Source organism: Streptomyces sp. NPDC096040 (genome assembly GCF_040303265.1).
Lineage (GTDB): Bacteria > Actinomycetota > Actinomycetes > Streptomycetales > Streptomycetaceae > Streptomyces.
Window position 1 is genome coordinate 124,922 of sequence record NZ_JBEOTA010000008.1, and the last position, 23,832, is coordinate 148,753.

20 protein-coding genes and 2 tRNA genes are annotated in these 23,832 nt (G+C 71.4%); 12 read left to right on the forward strand and 10 right to left on the reverse strand.

Annotation, left to right across the window (positions count from 1 at the left end):
* From ABTY98_RS12675 to ABTY98_RS12700, 6 genes are all read left to right on the forward strand, one after another.
* Positions 1-1,620 carry a beta-N-acetylhexosaminidase gene (locus ABTY98_RS12675; RefSeq protein WP_352220885.1) on the forward strand — a complete coding sequence of 540 codons (1,620 nt, stop codon included), beginning with the start codon at positions 1-3 and terminating at the stop codon, positions 1,618-1,620.
* 263 nt (positions 1,621-1,883) lie between these two features.
* Positions 1,884-2,777, forward strand: coding sequence for an FAD binding domain-containing protein (locus tag ABTY98_RS12680; RefSeq protein WP_352220886.1), 894 nt, complete (start codon positions 1,884-1,886; stop codon positions 2,775-2,777).
* Positions 2,774-4,675, forward strand: a complete 1,902-nt coding sequence (locus tag ABTY98_RS12685) for a 2Fe-2S iron-sulfur cluster-binding protein (RefSeq protein ID WP_352220887.1) — start codon at positions 2,774-2,776, stop codon at positions 4,673-4,675. The genes ABTY98_RS12680 and ABTY98_RS12685 overlap by 4 nt, the downstream gene beginning before the upstream one ends.
* Positions 4,672-6,984, forward strand: coding sequence for a xanthine dehydrogenase family protein molybdopterin-binding subunit (locus ABTY98_RS12690; protein ID WP_352220888.1), 2,313 nt, complete (start codon positions 4,672-4,674; stop codon positions 6,982-6,984). Before ABTY98_RS12685 ends, ABTY98_RS12690 begins: the two co-directional genes overlap by 4 nt.
* 2 nt (positions 6,985-6,986) lie before the next feature.
* Positions 6,987-7,517, forward strand: coding sequence for an AAA family ATPase (locus tag ABTY98_RS12695; RefSeq protein WP_352221050.1), 531 nt, complete (start codon positions 6,987-6,989; stop codon positions 7,515-7,517).
* Between the two features lie 172 nt (positions 7,518-7,689).
* Positions 7,690-8,868, forward strand: a complete 1,179-nt coding sequence (locus ABTY98_RS12700) for an SUKH-4 family immunity protein (RefSeq protein WP_352220889.1) — start codon at positions 7,690-7,692, stop codon at positions 8,866-8,868.
* 48 nt (positions 8,869-8,916) lie between these two features.
* On the opposite strand, the gene ABTY98_RS12705 is transcribed toward ABTY98_RS12700, so the two are convergent.
* From ABTY98_RS12705 to ABTY98_RS12715, 3 genes are read right to left on the reverse strand one after another with little or no spacing between them, the layout of a single operon-like run.
* Positions 8,917-9,591, reverse strand: a complete 675-nt coding sequence (locus tag ABTY98_RS12705) for a response regulator (protein ID WP_502994208.1) — start codon at positions 9,589-9,591, stop codon at positions 8,917-8,919.
* A 23-nt stretch (positions 9,592-9,614) separates the two neighbouring features.
* Positions 9,615-10,796, reverse strand: a complete 1,182-nt coding sequence (locus ABTY98_RS12710; protein WP_352220890.1) for a sensor histidine kinase — start codon at positions 10,794-10,796, stop codon at positions 9,615-9,617.
* Positions 10,793-11,629: a CPBP family intramembrane glutamic endopeptidase gene (locus ABTY98_RS12715; RefSeq protein ID WP_352220891.1), complete on the reverse strand. Its 837-nt coding sequence runs from the start codon at positions 11,627-11,629 to the stop codon at positions 10,793-10,795. Before ABTY98_RS12715 ends, ABTY98_RS12710 begins: the two co-directional genes overlap by 4 nt.
* Positions 11,630-11,999: 370 nt before the next feature.
* Here ABTY98_RS12715 and ABTY98_RS12720 point away from each other — a divergent pair, with 370 nt between their 5' ends.
* Positions 12,000-12,131, forward strand: coding sequence for an SDR family oxidoreductase (locus ABTY98_RS12720; RefSeq protein WP_352220892.1), 132 nt, complete (start codon positions 12,000-12,002; stop codon positions 12,129-12,131).
* Positions 12,132-12,328: 197 nt separating this feature from the next.
* On the opposite strand, the gene ABTY98_RS12725 is transcribed toward ABTY98_RS12720, so the two are convergent.
* Positions 12,329-12,403: transfer RNA gene (locus ABTY98_RS12725), tRNA-Cys, on the reverse strand.
* A gap of 18 nt (positions 12,404-12,421) precedes the next feature.
* Positions 12,422-12,519, reverse strand: a tRNA-OTHER gene (locus tag ABTY98_RS12730).
* Between the two features lie 183 nt (positions 12,520-12,702).
* Between ABTY98_RS12730 and ABTY98_RS12735 the strand changes: the two genes are divergently transcribed.
* The 4 genes from ABTY98_RS12735 (at position 12,703) to ABTY98_RS12750 (ending at position 17,846) form a co-directional block, all read left to right on the forward strand.
* Positions 12,703-14,136, forward strand: a complete 1,434-nt coding sequence (locus tag ABTY98_RS12735; protein ID WP_352220893.1) for an MFS transporter — start codon at positions 12,703-12,705, stop codon at positions 14,134-14,136.
* Positions 14,137-14,255: 119 nt separating this feature from the next.
* Positions 14,256-16,058 (forward strand): DEAD/DEAH box helicase, encoded by a 1,803-nt coding sequence (locus ABTY98_RS12740; RefSeq protein ID WP_352220894.1) that lies wholly within the window; start codon positions 14,256-14,258, stop codon positions 16,056-16,058.
* 310 nt (positions 16,059-16,368) lie between these two features.
* Complete coding sequence (locus ABTY98_RS12745) at positions 16,369-17,010, forward strand: IclR family transcriptional regulator (protein WP_352220895.1); 642 nt, start codon at positions 16,369-16,371, stop codon at positions 17,008-17,010.
* Between the two features lie 47 nt (positions 17,011-17,057).
* Entirely contained in the window at positions 17,058-17,846 is a 789-nt protein-coding gene (locus ABTY98_RS12750; protein WP_352220896.1) for a S16 family serine protease, read from the forward strand.
* A gap of 271 nt (positions 17,847-18,117) precedes the next feature.
* Here the strand turns inward: ABTY98_RS12750 and ABTY98_RS12755 are convergent, their stop codons facing one another.
* The 5 genes from ABTY98_RS12755 to ABTY98_RS12775 all read right to left on the reverse strand — a co-directional run bounded on the left by ABTY98_RS12755 (position 18,118) and on the right by ABTY98_RS12775 (position 22,348).
* On the reverse strand, positions 18,118-19,080 hold the full coding sequence (locus ABTY98_RS12755; protein WP_352220897.1) for a glycine betaine ABC transporter substrate-binding protein: 963 nt from the start codon (positions 19,078-19,080) through the stop codon (positions 18,118-18,120).
* Positions 19,077-19,931, reverse strand: coding sequence for an ABC transporter permease (locus tag ABTY98_RS12760; RefSeq protein WP_352220898.1), 855 nt, complete (start codon positions 19,929-19,931; stop codon positions 19,077-19,079). Before ABTY98_RS12760 ends, ABTY98_RS12755 begins: the two co-directional genes overlap by 4 nt.
* The gene (locus ABTY98_RS12765) at positions 19,928-21,160 is read right to left on the reverse strand and encodes a betaine/proline/choline family ABC transporter ATP-binding protein (RefSeq protein WP_352220899.1); all 1,233 of its coding nucleotides are present in this window, start codon (positions 21,158-21,160) and stop codon (positions 19,928-19,930) included. Before ABTY98_RS12765 ends, ABTY98_RS12760 begins: the two co-directional genes overlap by 4 nt.
* Entirely contained in the window at positions 21,153-21,800 is a 648-nt protein-coding gene (locus ABTY98_RS12770; protein ID WP_352220900.1) for an ABC transporter permease, read from the reverse strand. Before ABTY98_RS12770 ends, ABTY98_RS12765 begins: the two co-directional genes overlap by 8 nt.
* A gap of 65 nt (positions 21,801-21,865) precedes the next feature.
* Complete coding sequence (locus ABTY98_RS12775) at positions 21,866-22,348, reverse strand: Lrp/AsnC family transcriptional regulator (RefSeq protein ID WP_352220901.1); 483 nt, start codon at positions 22,346-22,348, stop codon at positions 21,866-21,868.
* Positions 22,349-22,469: 121 nt separating this feature from the next.
* Here ABTY98_RS12775 and hppD point away from each other — a divergent pair, with 121 nt between their 5' ends.
* Positions 22,470-23,618, forward strand: a complete 1,149-nt coding sequence (hppD, locus tag ABTY98_RS12780) for a 4-hydroxyphenylpyruvate dioxygenase (RefSeq protein WP_352220902.1) — start codon at positions 22,470-22,472, stop codon at positions 23,616-23,618.
* Positions 23,619-23,832 lie beyond the last annotated feature (214 nt).

Sequence of the window (23,832 nt, forward strand, 5' to 3'; positions counted from 1 at the left end):
GTGACCGAACTGATTCCCGAGCCCCGCAGCGTGGTCGCCGGTTCCGGCGAGGTGCGGCTGACCGCTCACTCCCGGCTCTACTCCGGCCCTGGGACGGAGGGCGTCGGCAGCTGGCTGCGCACCGTCCTGCAACAGGCCACCGGGCTGCCGTTGCACGAGGGGCGGGAGCTCGGCGACACCGACGGCGACGGCGTCGGGCTCTTGCTCGACCCCCACCTCGAGCCCGAGGGCTACCGCCTCGTCAGCGGTCCGACCGGCGTCCTCATCGAGGGCGGCGGCGCGGCCGGTGTCTTCTGGGGCGCCCAGACACTGCGCCAACTCCTGGGCCCTGACGCGTTCCGCCGGGCCCCGCTCGACCGCGCCTGGGCCGTGCCGCACCTCGTGATCGAGGACGCCCCCCGATTCCGGTGGCGCGGCCTCATGCTCGACGTCGCCCGGCACTTCATGCCCAAGGAAGGCGTCCTGCGCTACCTGGATCTCATGGCGGCGCACAAACTCAACGTCTTCCACTTCCATCTGACGGACGACCAGGGCTGGCGCATCCAGATCCAGCGGTACCCCCGACTCACCGAGGTCGGCTCCTGGCGGCCCCGCACGAAATTCGGCCACCGGGCCTCACCACTGTGGGAGGAGAAGCCGCACGGCGGCTACTACACCCACGACGACATCCGGGAGATCGTCGCCTACGCGGCCGCGCGGCATATCACGGTCGTCCCCGAAATCGACGTGCCCGGCCACTCGCAGGCCGCCATCGCCGCGTATCCGGAACTCGGCAACACCGACGCCATCGACACCACGCTCCTGTCCGTCTGGGACTCCTGGGGGATCTCTCCGAACGTACTCGCCCCCACTGACAACACCCTGCGCTTCTACGAGGGGGTGTTCGAGGAAGTGCTGGCGCTGTTCCCGTCGGAGTTCATTCACGTCGGCGGCGACGAATGCCCCAAGGACCAGTGGCGGGCCTCGCCGGCCGCGCAGACGCGGATGAGGGAACTCGGGCTCGCCGACGAGGACGCGTTGCAGTCGTGGTTCATCGGCCACTTCGGCAAGTGGCTTTCCGCGCGCGGGCGCAGGCTGATCGGCTGGGACGAGATCCTGGAGGGCGGGCTCGCCGAGGGCGCGGCCGTGTCGTCGTGGCGCGGCTACGGCGGCGGGATCGCGGCCGCGCGGGCCGGGCACGACGTCGTCATGTGCCCCGAGCAGCACGTGTACCTGGACCACCGGCAGTCCGCCGGCGTCGACGAGCCCGTGCCGATCGGGTTCGTCCGCACCCTGGAGGACGTGTACCGGTTCGAGCCCGTTCCAACGGGCCTTGACGCGTCCGCGGCGTCCCATGTGCTGGGCACCCAGGCCAACGTCTGGACCGAGGTGATGGAGGACCATGCGCGCGTGGACTACCAGACCTTCCCCCGGCTCGCCGCCTTCGCGGAGGTCGCCTGGAGCGCTCTGCCGGCCCCGGTGGAACGGGACTTCGCCGGCTTCGAGCGCCGTATGGCCGTCCATTACCGGCGACTGGACGCCCTGGGTGTGGCCTACCGGCCGCCTGGCGGCCCGCTGCCGTGGCAGCGGCGCCCGGGGGTGCCGGGCCGCCCGATCGACGGCCCGCCCCCGAACCGCTAGCCACTCCCCGGCCTCCCTCTCGCTCCGAACGCAGAATGGAAAAAGACCCCAAGAGTCACCGAAGAGTGTCAATCGGTACGCACCGGTGATGGCGTACGAAAACGGATCAAGTCACTGGTGAGGTGGGCGAATGCCTCCTAGCGGACCCGTGCGTTCGAGGCTTGCGAAGATGTGCCAGAGTTGCCACGTCCGCCCTGTGAGCACGTACCGTACGGGCCACACAGGTGGGACCAGGTGGGGGCAGCGGGAAGGGGCAGCCGGTTTTGACCACGCACGCACCGCAGGCGGCGCAGTCCGTCACGCTGCCCACGACGCTGAACGAAGCCGTGGCGGCCCTGACCGCCATGCCCGCCGCGGTCCCCGTGGCGGGCGGTACCGACCTGATGGCCGCCGTCAACTCCGGGCAACTCCGGCCCGCCGCCCTGGTCGGCCTCGGCCGGATCAGCGAGATCCGCGGCTGGCAGTACCAGGACGGCAACGCACTGCTCGGCGCCGGACTCACGCACGCGCGCATGGGCCGACCCGACTTCGCGGCCCTGATCCCGGCACTCGCCGCCGCCGCGCGGGCCGCCGGTCCGCCGCACATCCGCAACGCGGGCACCCTGGGCGGCAACATCGCCACGGCCGCGCCCACCGGCGACGCGCTGCCGGTGCTCGCCGCCCTGGAGGCGACGCTGATCATCGCGGGGCCGGGCGGATCCCGCCGGGAGATCCCGGTGTCGCACCTGCTGGCCGGCGTGGAGATGCTGCGCGGGGGCGAGCTGATCGGCTTCGTGCGCGTGCCCCTGCTGCACGCCCCGCAGGTCTTCCTGAAGGCCACGGGCCGCACCGGACCCGGCCGCTCGGTGGCCTCCGTGGCGCTCGTCCTCGACCCCGCCCGGCGCGGAGTCAGGTGCGCCGTCGGAGCCATAGCGCCGATGCCGCTGCGGCCGCTGGAGGCCGAGCAGTGGGTGGCCCGCCTGATCGACTGGGACAACGACCGGGCGCTCGTCCCGGAGGCGCTGCACGCCTTCGGCGAGTACGTCGCGGCCGCCTGCATCCCCGACCCGGCACCCGAGCCGGACGGCTCGGTGCCCCAGCTTCCGCCTGCCGTACTGCACCTGCGGCGCACCGTCGCCGCGCTGGCCCGACGAGCACTGGGGAGGGCGCTGTCATGACCGACGAACAGCACGGAGAGGGCGCGCCCTCGGGTGGCGGCGGCCGCTGGGACCCGCTGCCCCAGGGTGACTACGACGACGGCGCGACCGCCTTCGTGAAACTCCCCGAGGGTGGCATCGACGCCCTGCTGTCCGGCGACAGCCCCCTGGCCGCGCCCGGGCACGGTTATGTGCCGCCGCAGATAGCGGTCGCCCCCGGCACCGAGACCTGGGGCGCGCCGGCCGACGGCGCCCGGTGGCCCGACCCGAACGCGGTTCCCCAGGAGCGGCCGGTCGACGACCGGTTCACGTACAACCCCGCCACGACCCAGCAGTGGACGTACGAGGAGCCGCCGCCCGCGCCCGGTCACGATGTGACGGGGCAGTGGTCCATCCCGGTCGCGAGCGGTGATGTTCCGGACGAATCGGGCGAGTTCACCACATCCGCGCTCATGGAGCAGTGGGGCGGCACGCCGCCGACGACCCTGCCGGGCGGCGCATCCGCACCCTGGGCGACCGAGGTCCACGCCTGGGAACACCCCACGGAGGCCCCTGGGGCCCCCGCAGGCGCCCCGGCGGGTCATGGCGACACTCCGGCCCCCGGCCTCACCGCCGAGGCCGCCGGCGTGGCACCTGGCGTCGGCGCGATCGCTGCGGGCGAAGCGGGTGAACCGGGCGATACGGGCGAACTGCGCGTGCTCGGCGAGTCGCCTGACGCCGCCGCACGCCGCGCAGTTGGCGAGTCGCCCGACACCGGCGCATGGCGTCCAGTCGGCGAGCCGCCTGAGACGGGCGCACGGCGAGCACTCGGCCGACCGCGCGCGGCCGACCAGCCGTCCGGAACCGACCGGTCGGCGGTCGTCGCCGGTCCGGCCGCCGTCGGGAACGAGGCCGCAGTCGGAAATGCGGCCCTGGCGGGCGACGCCGCCCTAATGGGCAACCCGGCCCTGTCGGGCAACGCCGCCGCGGCCCTCGGCAGCCCGGCTGAAGTCGGCGAAGCCGACGAACCGCATGGCGCGCCGACCCACCACCCCGCCCGGCGCTTCGACCCGCACTCCGCCCCTGATCCGCAAGCCGCCGACGGCGATGCGCTCCCGCAGGGGCCGCCCGCACCCGACGACGAAGGTCGCACGGACGGTGCGGACGGCCAAGAACGTGCCGAAGGCGAAGCCGAGGCGATCGACGACCACCCCCTCGCCTCCTACGTCCTCCGCGTCAACGGCACCGACCGCCCCGTCACCGACGCCTGGATCGGCGAGTCCCTCCTCTACGTCCTCCGTGAGCGCCTGGGCCTCGCCGGCGCCAAGGACGGCTGCTCCCAGGGCGAATGCGGCGCCTGCAACGTCCAGGTGGACGGCCGACTCGTCGCCTCCTGCCTGGTCCCCGCGGTCACCGCGGCCGGCAGCGAGGTCCGCACGGTCGAGGGCCTCGCCCAGGACGGCCGCCCCTCCGACGTCCAACGCGCGCTCGCCCTCAGCGGAGCGGTCCAGTGCGGCTTCTGCGTCCCGGGCATGGCCATGACCGTCCACGACCTGCTGGAAGGCAACCCGGCCCCGACCGAGATGGAGACCCGCCAGGCCCTGTGCGGCAACCTCTGCCGCTGCTCGGGCTACCGGGGCGTCCTGGACGCCGTCCAGGAGGTCGTCGCCGAACGCGAGGCACACGCCGCCGCCGACGCTGAGACGGACAGCGACGAGGCCCGTATTCCGCATCAGGCGGGACCGGGTGCCGGCGGCGTCAACGCGTCGGCGTTCGACTCCCCGGGTACCTTCGCGTCCCCCGCCCAGCGCGAGCAGTCGGCGTACGACGCCCAGCGCGAGCAGTCGTACGACCAGACGTACGGCGGTGACCAGACGTTCGGCGACCAGAGTCAGAGCTACGGCGACCAGCCCTACGGCTCGGACGGAGGCCAGGCGTGACCAACGAGACCGTCACCACGACCACCGCCGCGGAGACCGCCGTTTCCGCCCCCGAGCCGCTGCCGCACGGCCTCGGCGTGTCGCTGCCGGCGGCCGACGCGGGTGCGAAGACCGAGGGCACCTTCCCGTACGCGGCCGACCTGTGGGCCGAAGGCCTCCTCTGGGCGGCCGTACTGCGCTCCCCGCACCCGCACGCGCGCATCGTGTCGATCGACACCAGCCATGCGCGCGAGATGCCCGGCGTACGGGCCGTCGTCACCCACGAGGACGTGCCCGGCACCCCGCGCCACGGCCGGGGCACCCCGGACCGGCCGGTGTTCGCCTCGGAGGTCGTACGGCACCACGGCGAGCCCATCGCCGCCGTAGCCGCCGACCATCCCGACACGGCCCGCATGGCCGCCGCCGCAGTCATCGTCGAGTACGAGGTGCTCGACCCGGTCACCGACCCCGAGCAGGCCTTCGAGGCCGAGCCGCTGCACCCCGACGGCAACCTGATCCGGCACATCCCGCTGCACCACGGCGACCCGGACGCGGCCGGCGAGATCGTCGTCGAGGGCCAGTACCGCATCGGCCGCGCCGACCCCGCCCCCATCGGCGCCGAGGCCGGACTCGCCGTGCCCCGCCCCGACGGCGGGGTCGAGCTGTACCTGGCCTCCACCGACCCGCACACCGACCGCAACACGGCCGCCGCCTGCTACGGCCTGTCGCTCGAACAGGTGAAGATCGTGGTCACCGGCGTGCCGGGCGCGACCGCCGACCGCGAGGACCAGGGCTTCCAGCTGCCGCTCGGCCTGCTCGCCCTGAAGACCGGCTGCCCGGTCAAACTCACCGCCACGCGCGAGGAGTCCTTCCTCGGGCACGCCCACCGCCACCCCACCCTGCTCCGCTACCGGCACCACGCCGACGCCGACGGCAAGCTGGTCAAGGTCGAGGCGCAGGTCCTGCTCGACGCGGGCGCCTACGCCGACACCTCCGCCGAGTCCCTGGCCGCGGCGGTCTCCTTCGCCTGCGGCCCGTACGTCGTCCCGAACGCCTTCATCGAGGGCTGGGCCGTCCGCACCAACAACCCGCCCTCCGGCCATGTGCGCGGCGAGGGCGCCATGCAGGTGTGTGCCGCCTACGAGGCGCAGATGGACAAGCTGGCGAAGAAACTCGGCCTCGACCCCGCCGAGATCCGCCTGCGCAACGCCCTCGCGACCGGCGACGTCCTGCCCATCGGCCAGACGGTGACCTGCCCGGCCCCCGTCGCCGAGCTGCTCCAGGCGGTACGGGACTTCCCGCTTCCCGCGCTCCCCAAGGACACCCCCGAGGAGGAGTGGCTGCTGCCCGGCGGCCCCGAGGGCGCGGGCGAGCCGGGCGCGGTGCGCCGGGGTGTCGGCTACGGCCTCGGCATGGTCCACATGCTCGGCGCCGAGGGCGCCGACGAGGTCTCGACGGCCACCGTCAAGGTCCACGACGGCATCGCCACCGTGCTCTGCGCGGCCGTCGAGACCGGCCAGGGCTTCACCACCCTCGCCCGCCAGATCGTCCAGGACACGCTCGGCATCGACGAGGTCCACGTGGCACCCGTCGACACCGACCAGCCGCCGGCCGGCCCCGGCTGCCGCGGCCGCCACACCTGGGTCTCCGGCGGAGCCGTCGAACGCGCGGCCAAGATGGTCCGCACGCAGCTCCTCCAGCCCCTCGCCCACAAGTTCGGCATGTCCACCGAGCTGCTCCAGATCACCGACGGCAAGATCACGTCGTACGACGGCGTCCTGTCGACCACCGTCACCGAGGCGATGGACGGCAAGGAGCTGTGGGCCACCGCCCAGTGCCGCCCGCACCCGACCGAGCCGCTGAACGGGGAAGGCCAGGGCGACGCCTTCGTCGGCCTCGCCTTCTGCGCGATCCGCGCGGTGGTGGACGTCGACATCGAACTGGGCTCGGTACGGGTCGTGGAGCTGGCCGTCGCCCAGGACGTGGGCCGGATCCTCAACCCGGCGCAGCTCAACGCGCGTATCGAGGCCGGCGTCACCCAGGGCGTCGGCATCGCGCTCACGGAGAACCTGCGTACCCCGCGCGGGCTGATCCGCCACCCCGACCTCACCGGCTACGCCCTCCCGACCGCCCTCGACGCACCGGACATCCGGATCGTCAAGCTCGTCGAGGAACGGGACGTGGTCGCGCCCTTCGGCGCCAAGTCGGTCAGTGCGGTACCGGTCGTGACGTCCCCGGCGGCCATCGCCTCCGCCGTCCGCGCGGCGACCGGCCGCCCGGTCAACCGGCTCCCGATCCGTCCGCAGGCGGCCGTGGTCACCAGTCAGTGAGCCTGTCCGGGGTCGTCGTGATCGCCGGGGTGATGGCCTCGGGCAAGTCGACGGCCGCCCAGGCGCTCGCCGAGCGGCTGCCGCGGGCGGCGCACGTCCGCGGCGACGTCTTCCGCCGGATGATCGTCTCCGGCCGGGAGGAATACACCCCCGGGGCCTCCGCGGAGGCGACGGCCCAACTCCACCTCCGCTACCGCCTGTCGGCGGCGACGGCGGACGCCTACGCGGCGGCCGGCTTCACGGCGATCGTGCAGGACGTGCTGCTGGGCCCGGAGTTGACGTCGTACGTCCAACGGATCCGCACCCGCCCGCTCTACGTCGTCGTCCTCGCCCCCAGCCCCGAGACGGTGGCGGAGCGGGAGGCAGGGCGGTCGAAGACCGGGTACGGACCCGCGTTGACGATCGCCGACCTTGACGCGGAACTACGGCTGCGCACCGAGACGTTGGGTCTGTGGCTGGACACCTCGGCGTTGACCGTGGAACAGACGGTGGCGGCGATTCTCACCGGGAAGGAACGGGCGAGGGTCGCCTGACGTCTCTTATCCACGGGGCGTTGTCAGTGGCTCGGCGTAGTGTTCTGGGCAGTGGGGACGGCGGTTCCGGAGGGGAAGCCCGGACGGCAGACCGTGCCCTGCTCAGGACGACCTTCGACAGACCACTCCGACCTCCTTGCATTTCCTGAACTCATTGATCGCGGGGGCAGCGATGAGCACGACCAGCACGACCGGCAGCGATGCGGCGGCGATCACGCTGACCGAGGCAGAACTGGACCGTTACATCACGCACGAACCAACCCGCATGTGGCTCAGCGGCCCCGGACTCCCCCACACCGGCGGCCTGTTGACGTTCGAACCGCTGCGCACGACCGGCCTGCGCACGCTCGCGGACGTCGCGGACCTCGCGGCCGGCCCGTCCCGGCTCGCGGAGGAGCTCCGGGACCGGCTGGTGATAGGCGAGCTGCTCGCCCCGGCCGGCCTGGACACGGAATCGATCCTCCTCGACGGCGGCACCGGCGAGATCACCACGGCCTACCTGGTCGATCCGACCGACCCGCGCCCGCTGGCGCCCTCGCTGGAGACGCTGCTGCGCTTCGCCGCGGTCACCGAGGAACTGACGGGCCTGCGCGGCCGCTTCGCCTCCCTCGCCGGGACCTACGGCACCAAGGCGGCCACCGAGGCCTCCCGCAAGCTCCTGGAGCTCTTCGAGGAGGGCACGGCCGGCCGGGTCCCGCCGTACTGGAAGGCGACGGCGCTGATCCGCCCCCTCAGCCTGATCGCGGGCCCCGGCACGGACTCCGGGCTCGCCGTCGATCTGCCGGCCCGGCTCCTGGACCAGGAGTTCGGACAGGGCCGGGTGGCCCGCTTCGAGGAGGTCGACTTCCCGCCGACGCTCACCCACCAGCCGACCCGCCGCTTCCTGCGCGAGACGGGCCTGCCGGAGGACGCGGTGCTGTTCCACCTCGACCCGGACGCCCCGTTGCCCACCCTCAAGGAGTACTTCACCGACATACAGCCGGGCGGCTTTCCCCTGGACTCCCTCCCGCCCCACGCCGACCACCTGATACGCCTCGGCTACCTGGCCGAGGAGAACAGCCTGGTCGTGGACGGCACCACCGGCGCGATCCTCAACTTCTCCCAGCCCGAGGCGACCCTCCACCCCCTCAACACGGACATCTCCACCCTCGCCTTCACCCTGTGGCTCCTCCACCACGAGCGCACCATCGACGAGCACCTGGGCCACGAACTCACCACGAAGGCCTACGACCAGCTCGCCGCGACCATGCTCCACACCCTCGCGACGATCGACCCCACGCCCGCGACGACGGACGCCGACTGGCACTACTGGACGGAACTGTTCCAGGACGAGGCGGGCGGGGTGCTCTGAGCGAGGGGCCCGAAGGAGACAGGGGGAGACGGGGGGAGACAGGGGAGGTCAGGTCACCAGGCCCTGGCGGTAGGCGTAGACGACCGCCTGGACCCGGTCGCGCAGGCCGAGCTTGGTGAGGATGCGGGAGACGAAGGTCTTGACGGTCTCCGGGCTGATCAGAAGGGTCGCGGCGATCTCGCTGTTGGAGAGGCCGTCCGCGATCAGGCGCAGGACCTCCAGTTCGCGCGGGGTCAGCGGGATGTCGTCAGGGCTGCCGCCGTCGGCGGGGCGGATCCGGGCGGCGTACCGGCCGACCAGTTGGCGGGTCACCTCGGGGTCCAGCAGAGCCGCACCCGTGGCCACGGTCCGTATGCCCTGCAGCAGTCGGTCCGGCGGTGCGTCCTTGAGCAGAAAGCCGCTCGCGCCCGCGCGCAGCGCCTCGTAGACGTACTCGTCCAGGTTGAACGTCGTCACCACGAGCACCTTCACCGGATGCGGCACCCCGGCTCCGGCGAGCAGACGGGTGGCCTCGATGCCGTCGAGCACCGGCATCCGGACGTCCATGACGACGACGTCCGGGCGCAGCCGGCCGGCGAGGTCGACCGCGGCCTGCCCGTCCCCGCACTCACCGGCCACCTCCAGATCAGGCTGGGCGTCGATGATCGTCGCCAGGCCGGTGCGGATCAGCACCTGGTCGTCACAGACCAGGACCCGGATCGGCGCCCCGCCCACGGCGCTCACGCCGGATTCCCCGCGGGCCGCGGTCACGACGGGTTCCCCGCGGGTATCCGCGCCCGTACGACGAAGCCGCCGTCGGCCGCGCGCCCCGCGCTGAACTCGCCGCCCAGGACGTCCACACGTTCCCGGAGACCGACGAGTCCTCGCCCGCTCCCGCCGGGGGACGCGGCGGCGGAGCCGGACCCGTCCGTGCCGACCTCCACGGTGATCTCCTTCTCACCATGGCGCACCCGCACCGAAGTGCGGCTGCCATGGGCGTACTTGAGGGCGTTCGTCAGGGCTTCCTGCACCACCCGGTAGGCCACCAGGTCGGCGCTGCCGGCCGACTGGGTCGGCGTGCCCTCCTCGGTGAACTCCACCGGCTGCCCGGCCCGGCGCGTCTGCTCCACCAGCGTGAGCAGCCGGCCGGCGGGCGGCCTCCTGACGTCGGTGCCGGTGCCGGTGCCGGTGCCGGTGCCGTGGTCGGGGTTGAGCAGGTCGAGCAGATGGCGCAGGTCGGCGATGGCCCGCCGCCCGGTGTCGCTGACGGCGGTCAGGGCCTGGTCGAGCCGCTCGGGCGCGGCGGTCAGATACCGTGCCGCCTCGGCCTGCACGACCATCGCCGTCACATGGTGGGTCACCACGTCGTGCAACTCGCGGGCGATCCGGGTGCGCTCGGCGGTGCGGGTGTCCTCGGCGACCCGCCGACGGCGTTCGGCCTCCGCGGTCCGGGTGGCGCGCAGCCACGCCCCGGTGCCCCAGGCGAGGGCCAGCGCCAGATAGAACGTCACGAAGTCGCTCGCCGTCTCGCCCCCCGACCCCAGCCGGTGCAGCACGACCGCCAGCGGCACATAGGCCGCGGAGAACAGGAGCGCGCCGGCCCGCCGATGCCGTGCCAGATGGGCACCGGTGCTCAGCAGCGCGAGGGGCAGTGCGACGCCCGCGACCGAGTGGTAGGCGCGGATCTGGTCGACGGCGAAGCCGAGCGACACCAGGGCGAGAGAGACGGCCGGCCACCGCCGGCGCAGGGCGAGCGGCAGGCACTCCAGGCCGAGCGCCACCCCGGCCAGCGCGTCGAACGGGCGCGTGGGCAGGTCTCCGACCTGGGTCCCGTTGCCGTGCAGCGTCGGCAGGAAGGAGCCGGCCAGGAGCAGCAGCCCGAGCGGCAGGTCCCGGACCGTCACATCGAGCCGGTGCCACCAGCCGGGCACCTGCCGGGGACTGATCACCGGGGCAGTGTAGCGACGGAGCCGGCCGGGGTGCCCCGACGGCGGCGGGGCACCAGGTGACCGCGCCGGTGCGCCAGCCGCAGGAACGCGACCGTCACCAGCACCCCGAGCAGCACCGAGTACACGCTCGCCTCCGGCCCGAACTGACCACCGGTGATCAGCTGGGACCCCGATGTGGTGGCGTCCAGCAGCCCCTTCTGCGCCCCGCTGCCGGAGACCTCGGTGCCGAAGACGGCGGACTCGGCGAAGTTCCAGCCGAAGTGCAGGCCGATCGGCAGCCAGAGGGTGCGGGTGGCGGCGTACGCGGCGCCGAGCATGCCGCCGGCCTCTATCGCGATGGCGAGGGCGCCCCACACCGTCGCGTCCTTGTTGAGCAGATGCATCATCCCGAACAGGGCGCCGGTCGACGTCAGCGCGATCCAGGTCCCGGTGCGTTCCTCGACGATCCGGAACAGGACGCCCCGGAACAGCAGTTCCTCGGTCACCGCGGCGCCGGCCATGGACCCGACCAGCCCCACCGCGACCGTCACCGACCCCAGGCCGTGCACCGTGTAGTCCCCGAGAAAGGCGATGTTCGCGATCACACACGCGAACGTCACCGCCCCTATCAGCGCACCGCGCACAAACGCCGCCCGGGCACCGTCCCGCCCCACCTCGGTGCTCGGCCGGCGCTCGGTCCGCCGTACCACCCACCCGTAGACGAACACCGCGGCCACGGCCGTCAGCAGACCGAGAACCAGAGTGAGAAACCAGTTCCCCTCCACCGCGGCGACCGCCTGCCCACCGACGAAGGCGACCACCGCGACCGCCAACAACTGCCAGACCAGCCTCATGACGACTCCTCCACAGAACCCGCAGCCGACCGGCCGCGGAACTGCCCCGAACGCTACGGATCGCCGCCCCCGGAATCGTCACCACGCAGTGGACACCTGCACGTAGCTCGCACGGGGGACAGGAGGAGGCCGACGGAAGAGGCCAGACCCTGACCGCGATGACGAGAGCAGCGCCCGTCACGGCTGCGGCACTGTCACAAAGCAGCGGCCAAGGCGGCCCTGGAGTTCCTGACGCGAGGCTGGGTCGGCGAACTCGCCGCACACGGGATCACCGTGAAGGCCGTCGCCCCGGCCCCCACCGAGACCGAGCTGTTCCGGGCGACCAACCCGCCTAGGTCGGCCTCGGCCGCCCGCTCTGGCGACTGTTCCCATGGGAAGGTTCGGGCGTCCGGACGAACTCGCAGCCGCCGTCGCCTTCCTGCTCTCAGAGAAGGCGGGTTTCATCACCGGCCAGGTCCTGCGCGTCGACGGCGGCGCGAGCATCGGCCGCGCCATCGCCTGAGAACGGCTCTTCCGGTTCTTCATCCGCACGCGGACGTGCTCGACGTGGGCCCGGACCTTGCGGCGGCCGACAGCGACGGACCAGCACTGGAGGCCGTGGCGGGAATCGAACCCGCGTGACTCTCCGCGAGCGGAGCTCGCTGATGGATGCGGCGCAGGCGAGCTCATGAACCACTGGGGCACACTCCGGCCCGCTTTTGGAGGCCGTGGCGGGAATCGAACCCACGTAACTCGCTTTGCAGGCGAGCCCCTGAACCACTCGGGCACACGGCCGGGAAACTTCTTCCTTCACGGCCGTGGCGGGGATCGAACCCGCGTGACTCCCCGCGAGCGGAGTTCGCTGATGGATGCAGCGCAGGCGAGCCCCTGAATCACTCGGGCGCACGGCCGTGTCGGTGAGTCGAAGGTACGGGGGTGCGCGGGAGGGGCTCAAGGGGATCGGCGGGGCTGCAACGGGACTGCCATACGGCGTTCATGAACCGGAGGGAACGGCGGGTCTACGACCAAGGTCCGAGGTGGGGTGGGGCTCGCGACAGGGGCCAAAGCGGGGGTTGGGGCTTACCTTGGTCGGTATGACCGCCCTTGAGCCCAGCGACGCCGTTGTCGCAGATGAGACAGCTGACAGAGCCTACGGCGAGGGTGTGCTGGGGCGGTCCTATCGGGCACTGAGCGTCGGCATCGTGTCCGTCGTGCTGCTGATCGCCTTCGAGGCGACCGCCGTCGGGACGGCGATGCCCGTTGCCGCGCGGGAGCTGGACGGGGTGTCGCTGTACGCGTTCGCCTTCTCCGGGTACTTCACGACCAGTCTCTTCGGCATGGTGCTGGCCGGGCAGTGGTCGGACCGTCGGGGGCCGCTCGGGGCGCTCACCACGGGGATCGGGGCCTTCGCCGTCGGGCTTGTGGTCGCCGGGACCGCTCAGGTCATGTGGGTGTTCATCCTGGGGCGGGCCGTGCAGGGGTTCGGGGGCGGACTGGTCATCGTCGCGCTGTACGTGGTCGTGGGGCGGGCCTATCCGGAGCGGTTGCGGCCCTCGATCATGGCGGCCTTCGCCGCCGGCTGGGTGGTGCCGTCCATCGTCGGGCCGCTGGCCGCCGGAGCGGTGACCGAGCATCTCGGGTGGCGGTGGGTGTTCCTCGGAATCCCGGTGCTCGTGGTCTTCCCGGTGGCGCTCGCCCTTCCCCAGATACGGCGGCGAGCCGGTGGGCCGGTCGCGGAGCGGGCCGGGGAGGCCTTCGAACGGCGGCGGATCCGGCTCGCGTTCGGTATCTCTCTCGGCGCGGGGCTGCTGCAGTACGCGGCTCAGGACCTGCGGTGGGTGTCCCTTCTGCCGGGGATCGCCGGGGGTGCGTTGCTCGTTCCCGCCGTACTCGGGCTGCTTCCGCGCGGGACCTACCGTGCGGCGCGCGGGCTGCCGTCGGTCGTGCTGCTGCGCGGGATCGCGGCCGGCGCGTTCGTCTCCGCCGAGTCCTTCGTGCCGCTGATGCTCGTCACCCAGCGGGGGCTGTCGCCGACCCTCGCCGGGTTCTCGCTGGCGGCGGGCGGGGTGACCTGGGCGGTGGGTTCGTGGGTGCAGGCGCGGCCGCGCGTGGCGCCGTACCGGGAGCGGCTGATGACTCTCGGGATGGTGCTGGTCGCCGCGGCGATCGCCACCGTGCCCAGTGTGCTCGTGCACGGCGTGCCGGTGTGGATCGTCGCCGTCGCCTGGGGCTTCGGCTGCTTCGGGATGGGCCTGGTGATCGCCTCGTCCAGCGTGCTGATGCTCCGGCTCTCCGCCCCGCAGGAGGCCGGCGCCAACTCGGCCGCCCTGCAGATCTCCGACGCCCTGTCGAACGTCGTCCTGCTCGCCGTGACCGGTGCCGCCTTCGCCTCCCTCGGCGGCGGAAGCATGACGGGGGTGAGTGGTTCCGGTTCTCATCCGGCCGCCTTCGCCGTCGTGTTCCTGCCGATGGCGGTCGTGGCGCTCGTCGGGGCCCGGGTGACGACCCGGCTTCGTGATGATCTGTGACGTGGGTCCCACCCGAGGGGAAGGCGGGCTTGTCCGCGCGTTGACGGCGGTGGGGCGCCGGTAGGGTGGCCCGGTTGTCATACGCACACGTAGCCGCCCGACCCCTTACTACGGAGACCGTGACTACCACCGCCGCCAGCGCCTCCTCGTCCTCCCATCACCTTTCGCCGGCCTTCCCCGGCCGGGCGCCCTGGGGTACCGCCAGCAAGCTGCGCGCCTGGCAGCAGGGGGCCATGGAGAAGTACGTCCAGGAGCAGCCGCGTGACTTTCTCGCCGTCGCCACACCCGGCGCCGGCAAGACGACGTTCGCGCTGACCCTCGCGTCCTGGCTGCTGCACCACCATGTCGTGCAGCAGGTCACCGTCGTCGCCCCCACCGAGCATCTGAAGAAGCAGTGGGCGGAGGCCGCGGCAAGGATAGGGATCAAGCTCGATCCCGAGTACAGCGCCGGACCGCTCAGCCGGGAGTACGACGGGGTCGCCGTCACCTATGCCGGTGTCGGGGTGCGGCCGATGCTGCACCGCAACCGGGTCGAGCAGCGCAAGACGCTCGTCATCCTCGACGAGATCCATCACGCCGGTGACTCCAAGTCCTGGGGCGAGGCCTGCCTGGAGGCGTTCGAGCCGGCGACCCGGCGGCTGGCGCTGACCGGTACGCCCTTCCGGTCCGACACCAACCCCATCCCCTTCGTGACGTACGAGGAGGGGCAGGACGGGATCCGGCGGTCCGCCGCCGACTACACCTACGGATACGGCAACGCGCTCGCCGACCACGTCGTCCGCCCGGTCATCTTCCTCTCCTACAGCGGCAACATGCGCTGGCGGACCAAGGCAGGAGATGAAATCGCCGCTCGGCTCGGCGAGCCGATGACCAAGGACGCCGTCAGCCAGGCCTGGCGTACGGCGCTCGATCCGCGCGGTGAGTGGATGCCGGCCGTGCTGCGCGCCGCCGACCAGCGGCTGACCGAGGTGCGCAAGGCCATCCCCGACGCGGGGGCTCTGGTGATCGCCTCCGACCAGGAGTCGGCGCGGGCCTACGCCAAGCTCATCCGCGAGATCACGGGCAACAAGGCGACCCTCGTCCTCTCCGACGACACCGGTGCGTCCAAGCGCATCGACGCCTTCAGCGCCAGCGACGACCGGTGGATGGTCGCGGTGCGGATGGTGTCCGAGGGCGTCGACGTCCCCCGGCTCGCCGTCGGGGTGTACGCCACCACCATTTCGACCCCCCTCTTCTTCGCCCAGGCCGTCGGCCGTTTCGTGCGCTCCCGGCGGCGCGGCGAGACCGCGTCCGTGTTCCTGCCGACCGTCCCCGACCTGCTGACCTTCGCCAACGAGATGGAGGTCGAGCGCGACCACGCCCTCGACAAGCCCAAGAAGGACGGCGAGGAGGACCCGTACGCCGAGTCCGAGAAGGAGATGGAGGAGGCGAACAAGGAGCAGGACGAGGACACCGGCGAGCAGGAGCAGTTCGCCTTCGAGGCGCTGGAGTCCGAGGCCGTCTTCGACCGGGTCCTGTACGACGGTGCCGAGTTCGGTATGCAGGCGCACCCGGGGAGCGAGGAGGAGCAGGACTATCTCGGCATCCCGGGACTGCTGGAGCCCGACCAGGTGCAGCTGCTGCTGCAGAAACGGCAGGCCCGGCAGATCGCGCACAGCCGCAAGAAGCCGGACGACGAGGCCGACCTGCTGGAACTGCCCGCGGAACGGCGGCCCGTCGTCTCCCACAAGGAGATGATGGAGCTGCGGAAGCAGCTGAACACGATGGTGAGCGCGTATGTGCACCAGAGCGGCAAGCCGCACGGGGTGATTCACACCGAGCTGCGCCGGGTGTGCGGGGGGCCGCCCAGTGCGGAGGCCACCGCGGGACAGCTCCGGCAGCGGATCGCCAAGGTGCAGGAGTGGGCCACCCGCATGCGGTGACACCGGGGGGACCCCGGGGTGATCCCAGGAGTGCGCAGCGTATATACCGCCACATACGGAAGCAGTCCGTACCGGAGCATGACCGGATTCTGGACGGAGGCTTCCGCTCAGCGAACCCCCTTCGCTACTGTCCCGCTACGCACACGCCCCGTGGCAGCGCCGCCGCGGAGCGCAGCCGTGAAGCGACTGGGCCCGGAGCCGCCGGGCCGTCCTGCCGATCGGCGGCCTCTGAAGCGCGTCGCTGACGGGACTCGGCGACGCATCCGCCGCGTCGGAGGCTGCCGGCCTCACCACTTAAGGAGTGGGCGTCGTGACCGCGGAGACCTCTCAGACGCTCGACCGGGGACTGCGGGTCCTCAAACTGCTGGCCGACACGGACCACGGGCTGACCGTCACCGAGCTTTCCAGCAAACTGGGCGTGAACCGGACCGTGGTGTACCGGTTGCTCGCCACGCTTGAGCAGCATGCGCTGGTACGGCGTGACCTGGGCGGGCGAGCCCGGGTCGGCCTTGGGGTACTGCGCCTGGGGCGGCAGGTGCATCCGCTGGTACGGGAAGCCGCCCTGCCGGCCCTGCGGTCGCTCGCCGAGGACATCGGGGCGACGGCACATCTGACGCTGGTGGACGGGACCGAGGCGCTCGCCGTCGCGGTCGTCGAACCGAGCTGGACCGACTACCACGTGGCGTACCGGGCCGGGTTCCGGCACCCGCTGGACCGGGGGGCCGCCGGGAAGGCGATCCTGTCCGCGCGGCACTCGCCGAAGGACTACCCGGGGTACACGCTGACCCACGGCGAACTGGAGGCCGGCGCGAGCGGTGCGGCCGCCCCGCTGCTCGGGGTCACCGGGGTCGAGGGGAGTGTCGGGGTGGTGATGCTGGCCGACTCGGTGCCGGAGCGGGTGGGGGCGCGGGTCATGGACGCGGCGCGGGAGGTCGCGGAGGCGTTGCGCTGAGGGGCCGGGGCGATGGCCTGAAGTGGTTGCCACGTTAGATTGACTCCGTGCTCTCACGTCTCACGCGTCTCCAGGCCATCGCCGTCTGTGCGGTTCCCGTCGTGGCTCTGATCGGTACGGCCGTCTTCGCGCCGTTGCCGTTCTCGGTGGCCCAGCCCGGGCTGACGGCGAACGTGCTAGGCGACAACCAGGGCACCCCGGTGATCACCATCTCCGGGGCGCCCACCCGGACGACCAGCGGGCAGCTGCGGATGACGACGATCGAGGCGACCGGTCCGGACGCCCGGGTGTCGCTGGGTGACGTCATCGGCAACTGGTTCCGGACGGACCGGGCGGTGATGCCGCGCGACTCGGTGTATCCGGGCGGCGGCAACGTCAAGGAGATCGAGCAGCACAACACCGAGCAGATGGAGCAGTCGCAGGACGCGGCGACCCGGGCCGCGCTGAAGTACCTCGGGCTCAGCGCGAGCAAGGTCAAGGTGACCCTGAAGCTGGCGGATGTGGGTGGGCCCAGTGCGGGGTTGCTGTTCTCGCTCGGGATCGTCGACAAGCTGGACGGGAACGGGAGCGGGGGAGACCTCAGCGGGGGAAAGAACATCGCCGGTACGGGGACCATCGGCGCGGACGGGACGGTGGGGGCCGTCGGCGGGGTCGCGCTGAAGACGCAGGCCGCGCGGCGGGACGGCGCGACCGTTTTCCTTGTGCCGAAGGATGAGTGCGCGGACGCCAAGGCGGAGTTGCCGAAGGGGTTGCGGTTGGTGCCGGTGACGACGCTGAAGGGGGCGGTCAGCGATTTGGTGGCGTTGGAGAAGGGGACGAAGGTCCCTGCCTGTTGAGTTTCGGGTGCGGGTGCGTGGGGACTGGTCGCGCCCACGCGGCGAAGCCGCATATTGACACAGCCCCGCGCCCCTGAAGGGCGCTGAGCGGAGCCGCATGCTGACAAGCCCCGCGCCCTTAAGCAGTCGCCGGGGCCGGAGCTGCCGGGCGCAGGCCTACTTCCACCAAGGTCCAGCCGATTCGCGTACGGAGTTCGCGCCGCGCTATGCAAAGGACCCTTTGCAACAACTCCTTTGCATCGGGTTCTTTGGAACTCCCCCGCAGTTCCCGTTACTTCACGAATCCCTCCGCCTTCATCCAGTCCAGCGCCACCTGGTGCGGGTCCTCCCCGTCCACGTCCACCTTCGCGTTCAGCGTCTGGGCGACCGTGTTGTTCAGCTTCGCCGTCACCGGGTCCAGGACCGTCGCGATCGCCGGCCACTTCTTCAGGGCCTTGGTGTTGATCTCGGGGGCCGCGTTGTAGTTGGGGAAGAACTTCTTGTCGTCCTGCATCACCACCAGGTTCATCGACCTGATGCGGCCGTCGGTCGTGAAGACCTCGCCGTAGGTGCAACTGCCCTTCTGCACCTGGGTGTAGATGATCCCGGTGTCCATCTGCGTGATGTTCTTCGCCGGCACGCTCATGCCGTACGCCTTCTCCATGCCGGGCAGGCCGTCGGCGCGGTTGGCGAACTCGCCCTCCACGCACAGGGTCACCGCCCCGGGGTCCGACCTGGCCAGCGCGGCCACGTCCGACAGCGTCCTGGTGCCGTACTTCTTGAAGCCGGCCTGGTTCATGGCGAGTGCGTAGGTGTTGTTGAGCTGGGACGGGGGCAGCCAGGTCAGGCCGTTCCTCAGGTCGGCGTCGTGGACCGCCTGCCACTGCCGCTGGGGGTCGGGGATGGGGTGACTGTTGCCCAGGTACGTGATCCACGCCGTGCCCGTGTACTCGTACATCCCGTCGGCCTCCCCGGACTTGACCGCCTCGCGGGCGCCGACCGAGCCCTGGATGCCGGTGCGGTCGAGGACCTCCGCGCCCGCCGCCTCGAAGGCGATGCCCATGATCGCGCCGAGGACCAGCTGTTCCGTGAACTCCTTGGAGGTGACGGTGAGATGGGCGCCCTTCAACGGCTCGCCCGTGCCGATCGAGCCCGGTTTCACGCCGTCGACCATGGGGGAGCCGCTCGTCAGACCGCAACCGGCGGCCAGGAGCAGGGCCAGGAGCAGCGCCGACGGCACGCGGAGCCGTCTCATCGGTCCACCTCCAGGCCCCGCGGCCGTAGCAGGACCTCCGCCAGGGATGCCAGCCAGTCCACCAGCAGGGCCAGGGCCACCGTCAGGACCGAGCCGAGGACCAGGACCGGCATGCGCTGGTTGGTGATGCCAGTGGTGATCAGGACGCCCAGGCCGCCGCCTCCGCCGAAGGTGGCGAGGGTCGCCGTACCGACGTTGAGGACCAGGGCCGTACGGACGCCCGCCAGGATCAGCGGGACGGCCAGCGGCAGTTCCACCTTCCGCAGTACGCCCAGCGGGGACATGCCGATGCCCCGCGCCGCCTCCAGGAGGGTCGGGTCGTTCGCCTTCAGGCCCGCGATGGTGTTGGAGAGGACCGGGAGGATCGCGTAGATGATGATGCCGATCAGGGCCGCCCTCTCGCCGACGCCCAGCCAGATGACCAGAAGGGCCAGCAGGCCGATCGCCGGGGTCGCCTGGCCGGTGTTGGCGAAGGCCATCGCCACCGGGGTGGCCTTGCGGAAGGTCTTGCGGGTCAGCAGGATGCCCAGCGGGATCGCGATGATCAGCACGAAGAACGTCGAGATCAGGGTCAGTTCGATGTGCTGCCACAGGGCCTTGGTGACCTGGCCGTCGGACAGGGCGTTCTCGGAGATCGTGTCCAGGTGGGCCTGCTGGAACCACAGCCAGGTGGCCAGCAGCAGCGCCACCAGGAACGCCGGCAGGAACGTCAGCTTCCGCCAGGTGATACGGCGGGCCTGCGGGCCCGGCCGCGGCGGCGGGGCCTCCTGCTCTGCCTCGCCCTCGTCGCGGAAGGCGAGGCCCTTGACCTCGTGCTCGCCCTCGGGGCGGCCGTCGGGGGACGTGCTCACGCCTTCTGCTCCCCTCCTTCGCCCTCCTGTTCGGCATGGGTCTGGGCGGCCCGGGCCTCCTCGAGTTCGTGCTGGTGTTCCATCGCTTCGAGGCGGTCGGCCTCCAGCAGTTCGTGCACGGAGTTCATCAGGGTCTCCATGTCGACCACCCCGATGAACTCGCCGCGCCGCCCGGTCACCGCGACCCGGCCCGTGTTGTCCGTCAGCACCGCCTCCAGCGCGTCCCGCAGGGTCGCGTCCCGGGTCACCGTGTCGTGCACCAGCGTCCCGGCGCGGGCCAGCGAGCCCCTGGCCCGCATCAGGTCGCCGCGCCGCAGCCACTTGTAGGGGCGGCCGCGCTTGTCGAGCAGGAGGATCTCGTTGGTGCCGCTGCCGCGCAGCTTGTTGAAGATCTCCTGGAGCGGGGTGTCCAGGGTGACCGTCGGATAGTCCCCCATCTCGACATCCCGGACCCTGGTGAGGTTCAGCCGCTTCAGGGCCGCGCCCGCGCCGACGAAACCGGAGACGAAGTCGTCCGCCGGGTTGGTGAGGATCGCCTCCGGGGTGTCGAACTGGGCGATGTGCGAGCGTTCGCGGAGTACGGCGATACGGTCGCCGAGCTTGATCGCCTCGTCGAAGTCGTGGGTGACGAAGACGATCGTCTTGTGCAGTTCGTGCTGGAGCCGGATCAGCTCGTCCTGGAGATGGTCGCGGGTGATCGGGTCCACGGCTCCGAACGGTTCGTCCATCAGCAGCACCGGAGGATCGGCGGCCAGCGCCCGGGCCACGCCCACCCGCTGCTGCTGGCCGCCGGAGAGCTGGCGCGGATAGCGGCCGTGGAACTCGCCGGCGTCCAGGCCGACCAGGTCGAGCAGTTCGTCGACGCGGGCACGGATCCTGGTCTTCGGCCAGCCGAGCATCTTCGGGACCAGGGCGATGTTCTGGGCGACCGTCATGTGCGGGAAGAGCCCGGCGGACTGGATGGCGTACCCGACCTTGCGGCGCAGCTTCACCGCGTCGATACGGGTGACGTCCTCGCCGCCGATCCGGATCCGGCCGCCGGTCGGCTCGATCAGCCGGTTGATCATCTTCAGGGTCGTCGACTTGCCGCAGCCGGACGGGCCGACGAAGATCACCGTCTCGCCCGCCCTGATCTCCATGTTCACGTTGTCGACGGCGGGCTGCGGGCTGCCCGGATACCGCTTGGTGAGGTTCTCCAGCTCGATCGAGGCCCCATGGGATTCAGCCACGGATCCCCCTCGGAATGGTCAGCCGTCCGATCAGGACGTACGCCGCGTCGAACAGCAGGGCGAGGATGATGATCCCGACGGTGCCCGCGAGTACCTGGTTGAGCGCGTTCCTGCTGCCCAGGGAGGCCAGTCCGCGGAAGATCTCGTTGCCGAGTCCTGGACCGGAGGCGTACGCGGCGATCGCGGCGATGCCCATCAGCATCTGCGTGGAGACCCGGATGCCGGTCAGGATCGGCGGCCAGGCCAGCGGCAGCTCGACCCGCAGCAGCCGCGTCAGCCGGGACATGCCGATGCCCAGGGCCGCGTCCACCAGCATCGGGTCGACCCCGCGCAGGCCCACGATCGCGTTCCGCACGATCGGCAGCAGGCCGTACAGCGTCAGGGAGATCACCGTCGGCGGGACGCCGAGACCCACGATCGGGATCAGCAGACCGATCATGGCGAGGGAGGGGACGGTGAGGATGGTGGCGGTGGCGGTGGTGGCGAGGTTGCCGGCCCACTCGCTGCGGTAGGTGAGGACACCGAGCACCACGCCGATGAGGGTCGCCGCGACCATGCACTGGAAGACCGCGCTGGCGTGCTGGTAGGCGTCCGTGAGCAGGGTCTGGTGCCGGTTGCCCAGATACTCCCAGAAGCTCACCCGCGCTCACCTCGAACTCCGACTCCGAGCTCCGAACTGCGAACTCTGAACTCCGAACGAACCGGTCAGGTCGTCCCTTCGCTGTCCGCCGCGGCCTGTTCCACCAGCGGGATGATCCGCAGCGGAACGGGGTTCTCCATGACGATCGCCGTGGAGGCCCGGACAATGCCATCAAAACCGACGACCCGGTCGATCACCCGCTGGAGATCGGCGTTGGAGCGGGCCACCAGCCGGCACAGCATGTCCCCGGTGCCGGTGGTGGTGTGCAGCTCCAGCACCTCCGGCACGGTCGCCAAGTGCGCCCGCACGTCCGGGCCTTGGCCCTGGCGGATCTGCAGCGTGGCGAACGCGGTGACCGGGTAGCCGAGGGCCGCCGCATCCACCTGCGGGCCGAATCCCTGGATCACTCCATTCGACTGAAGCCGGTCGAGCCGCGCCTGCACGGTCCCGCGCGCCACCCCCAGCCGACGGGACATCTCCAGCACGCCGATCCGCGGTTCCCGGGCCAGCAGCACCAGGATCCGCCCGTCCAGATGATCGATCGCCATGCCCGCCTCCGGATGGTCATCCTGCACAGAAAGTCCGCCATTACGGCCGTACCGCTGAACATATTGCCCAGCGGAAACGGGAACTATTGCGCACCTTGTGCGCCAGGGCCACCCTTCGAGCATGACGCAGACCACACAGCACACTCCCGACGCGACCGCCCGGCAGGACGACCCCTTCCCGGTCAAGGGAATGGACGCGGTCGTCTTCGCCGTCGGCAACGCCAAGCAGGCGGCGCACTACTACTCCAGCGCCTTCGGCATGCGGCTGGTCGCGTACTCCGGACCGGAGAACGGCAGCCGCGAGACCGCGAGCTACGTCCTGGAGAACGGCTCGGCCCGGTTCGTCCTCACCTCCGTCGTCAGGCCGGAGACCGAGTGGGGCACCTTCCTGTCCCGGCATGTGGCCGAGCACGGCGACGGTGTCGTCGACCTGGCCATCGAGGTCCCGGACGCCCGCGCCGCGTACGCCTACGCCGTCGAGCACGGAGCCCGCTCGGTGGCCGAGCCGTACGAGCTGAAGGACGAGCACGGCACGGTGGTCCTCGCCGCGATCGCCACGTACGGCGAGACCCGCCACACCCTCGTCGAGCGCACCGGCTACGACGGCCCGTACCTGCCTGGGTTCGTCGCCGCGTCCCCGATCGTCGAACCCCCTGCCCGCCGCACCTTCCAGGCCGTCGACCACTGCGTCGGCAACGTCGAACTCGGCCGCATGAACGAGTGGGTCGGCTTCTACAACAAGGTCATGGGCTTCACGAACATGAAGGAGTTCGTGGGCGACGACATCGCCACCGAGTACAGCGCGCTGATGTCCAAGGTCGTCGCCGACGGCACCCTCAAGGTCAAGTTCCCGATCAACGAGCCCGCCGTCGCCAAGAAGAAGTCCCAGATCGACGAGTACCTGGAGTTCTACGGCGGTGCGGGCGTCCAGCACATCGCGCTGAACACCAACGACATCGTGGAGACCGTCCGCACGATGCGCGCGGCCGGCGTCGAGTTCCTCAGCACCCCCGAGTCCTACTACGACACCCTCGGCGAGTGGGTCGGTGACACCCGCGTGCCGGTCGACACCCTGCGCGAGCTGAAGATCCTCGCCGACCGGGACGAGGACGGCTACCTGCTGCAGATCTTCACCAAGCCGGTCCAGGACCGCCCGACGGTCTTCTTCGAGATCATCGAACGCCACGGCTCCATGGGCTTCGGCAAGGGCAACTTCAAGGCCCTGTTCGAGGCGATCGAACGGGAGCAGGAGCGCCGCGGCAACCTGTGAGCCGGAATCTCGACGGCCCGACGGCCCGACAGCCTCGGGGGGCCTGGTGAGCCGGTGGGCTCGGATGCCCTCGGTGCCCTCGGTGCCCTCGGTGCCCTCGGTGCCCTCGGTGCCCTCGGTGCCCTCGGTGCCCTCGGTGCCCTCGGTGCCCTCGGTGCCCCCGGTGCCCCCGGTAGGCCCGATGGCCCCGGTAGGCCCGGTGCCTCCGGTAGGC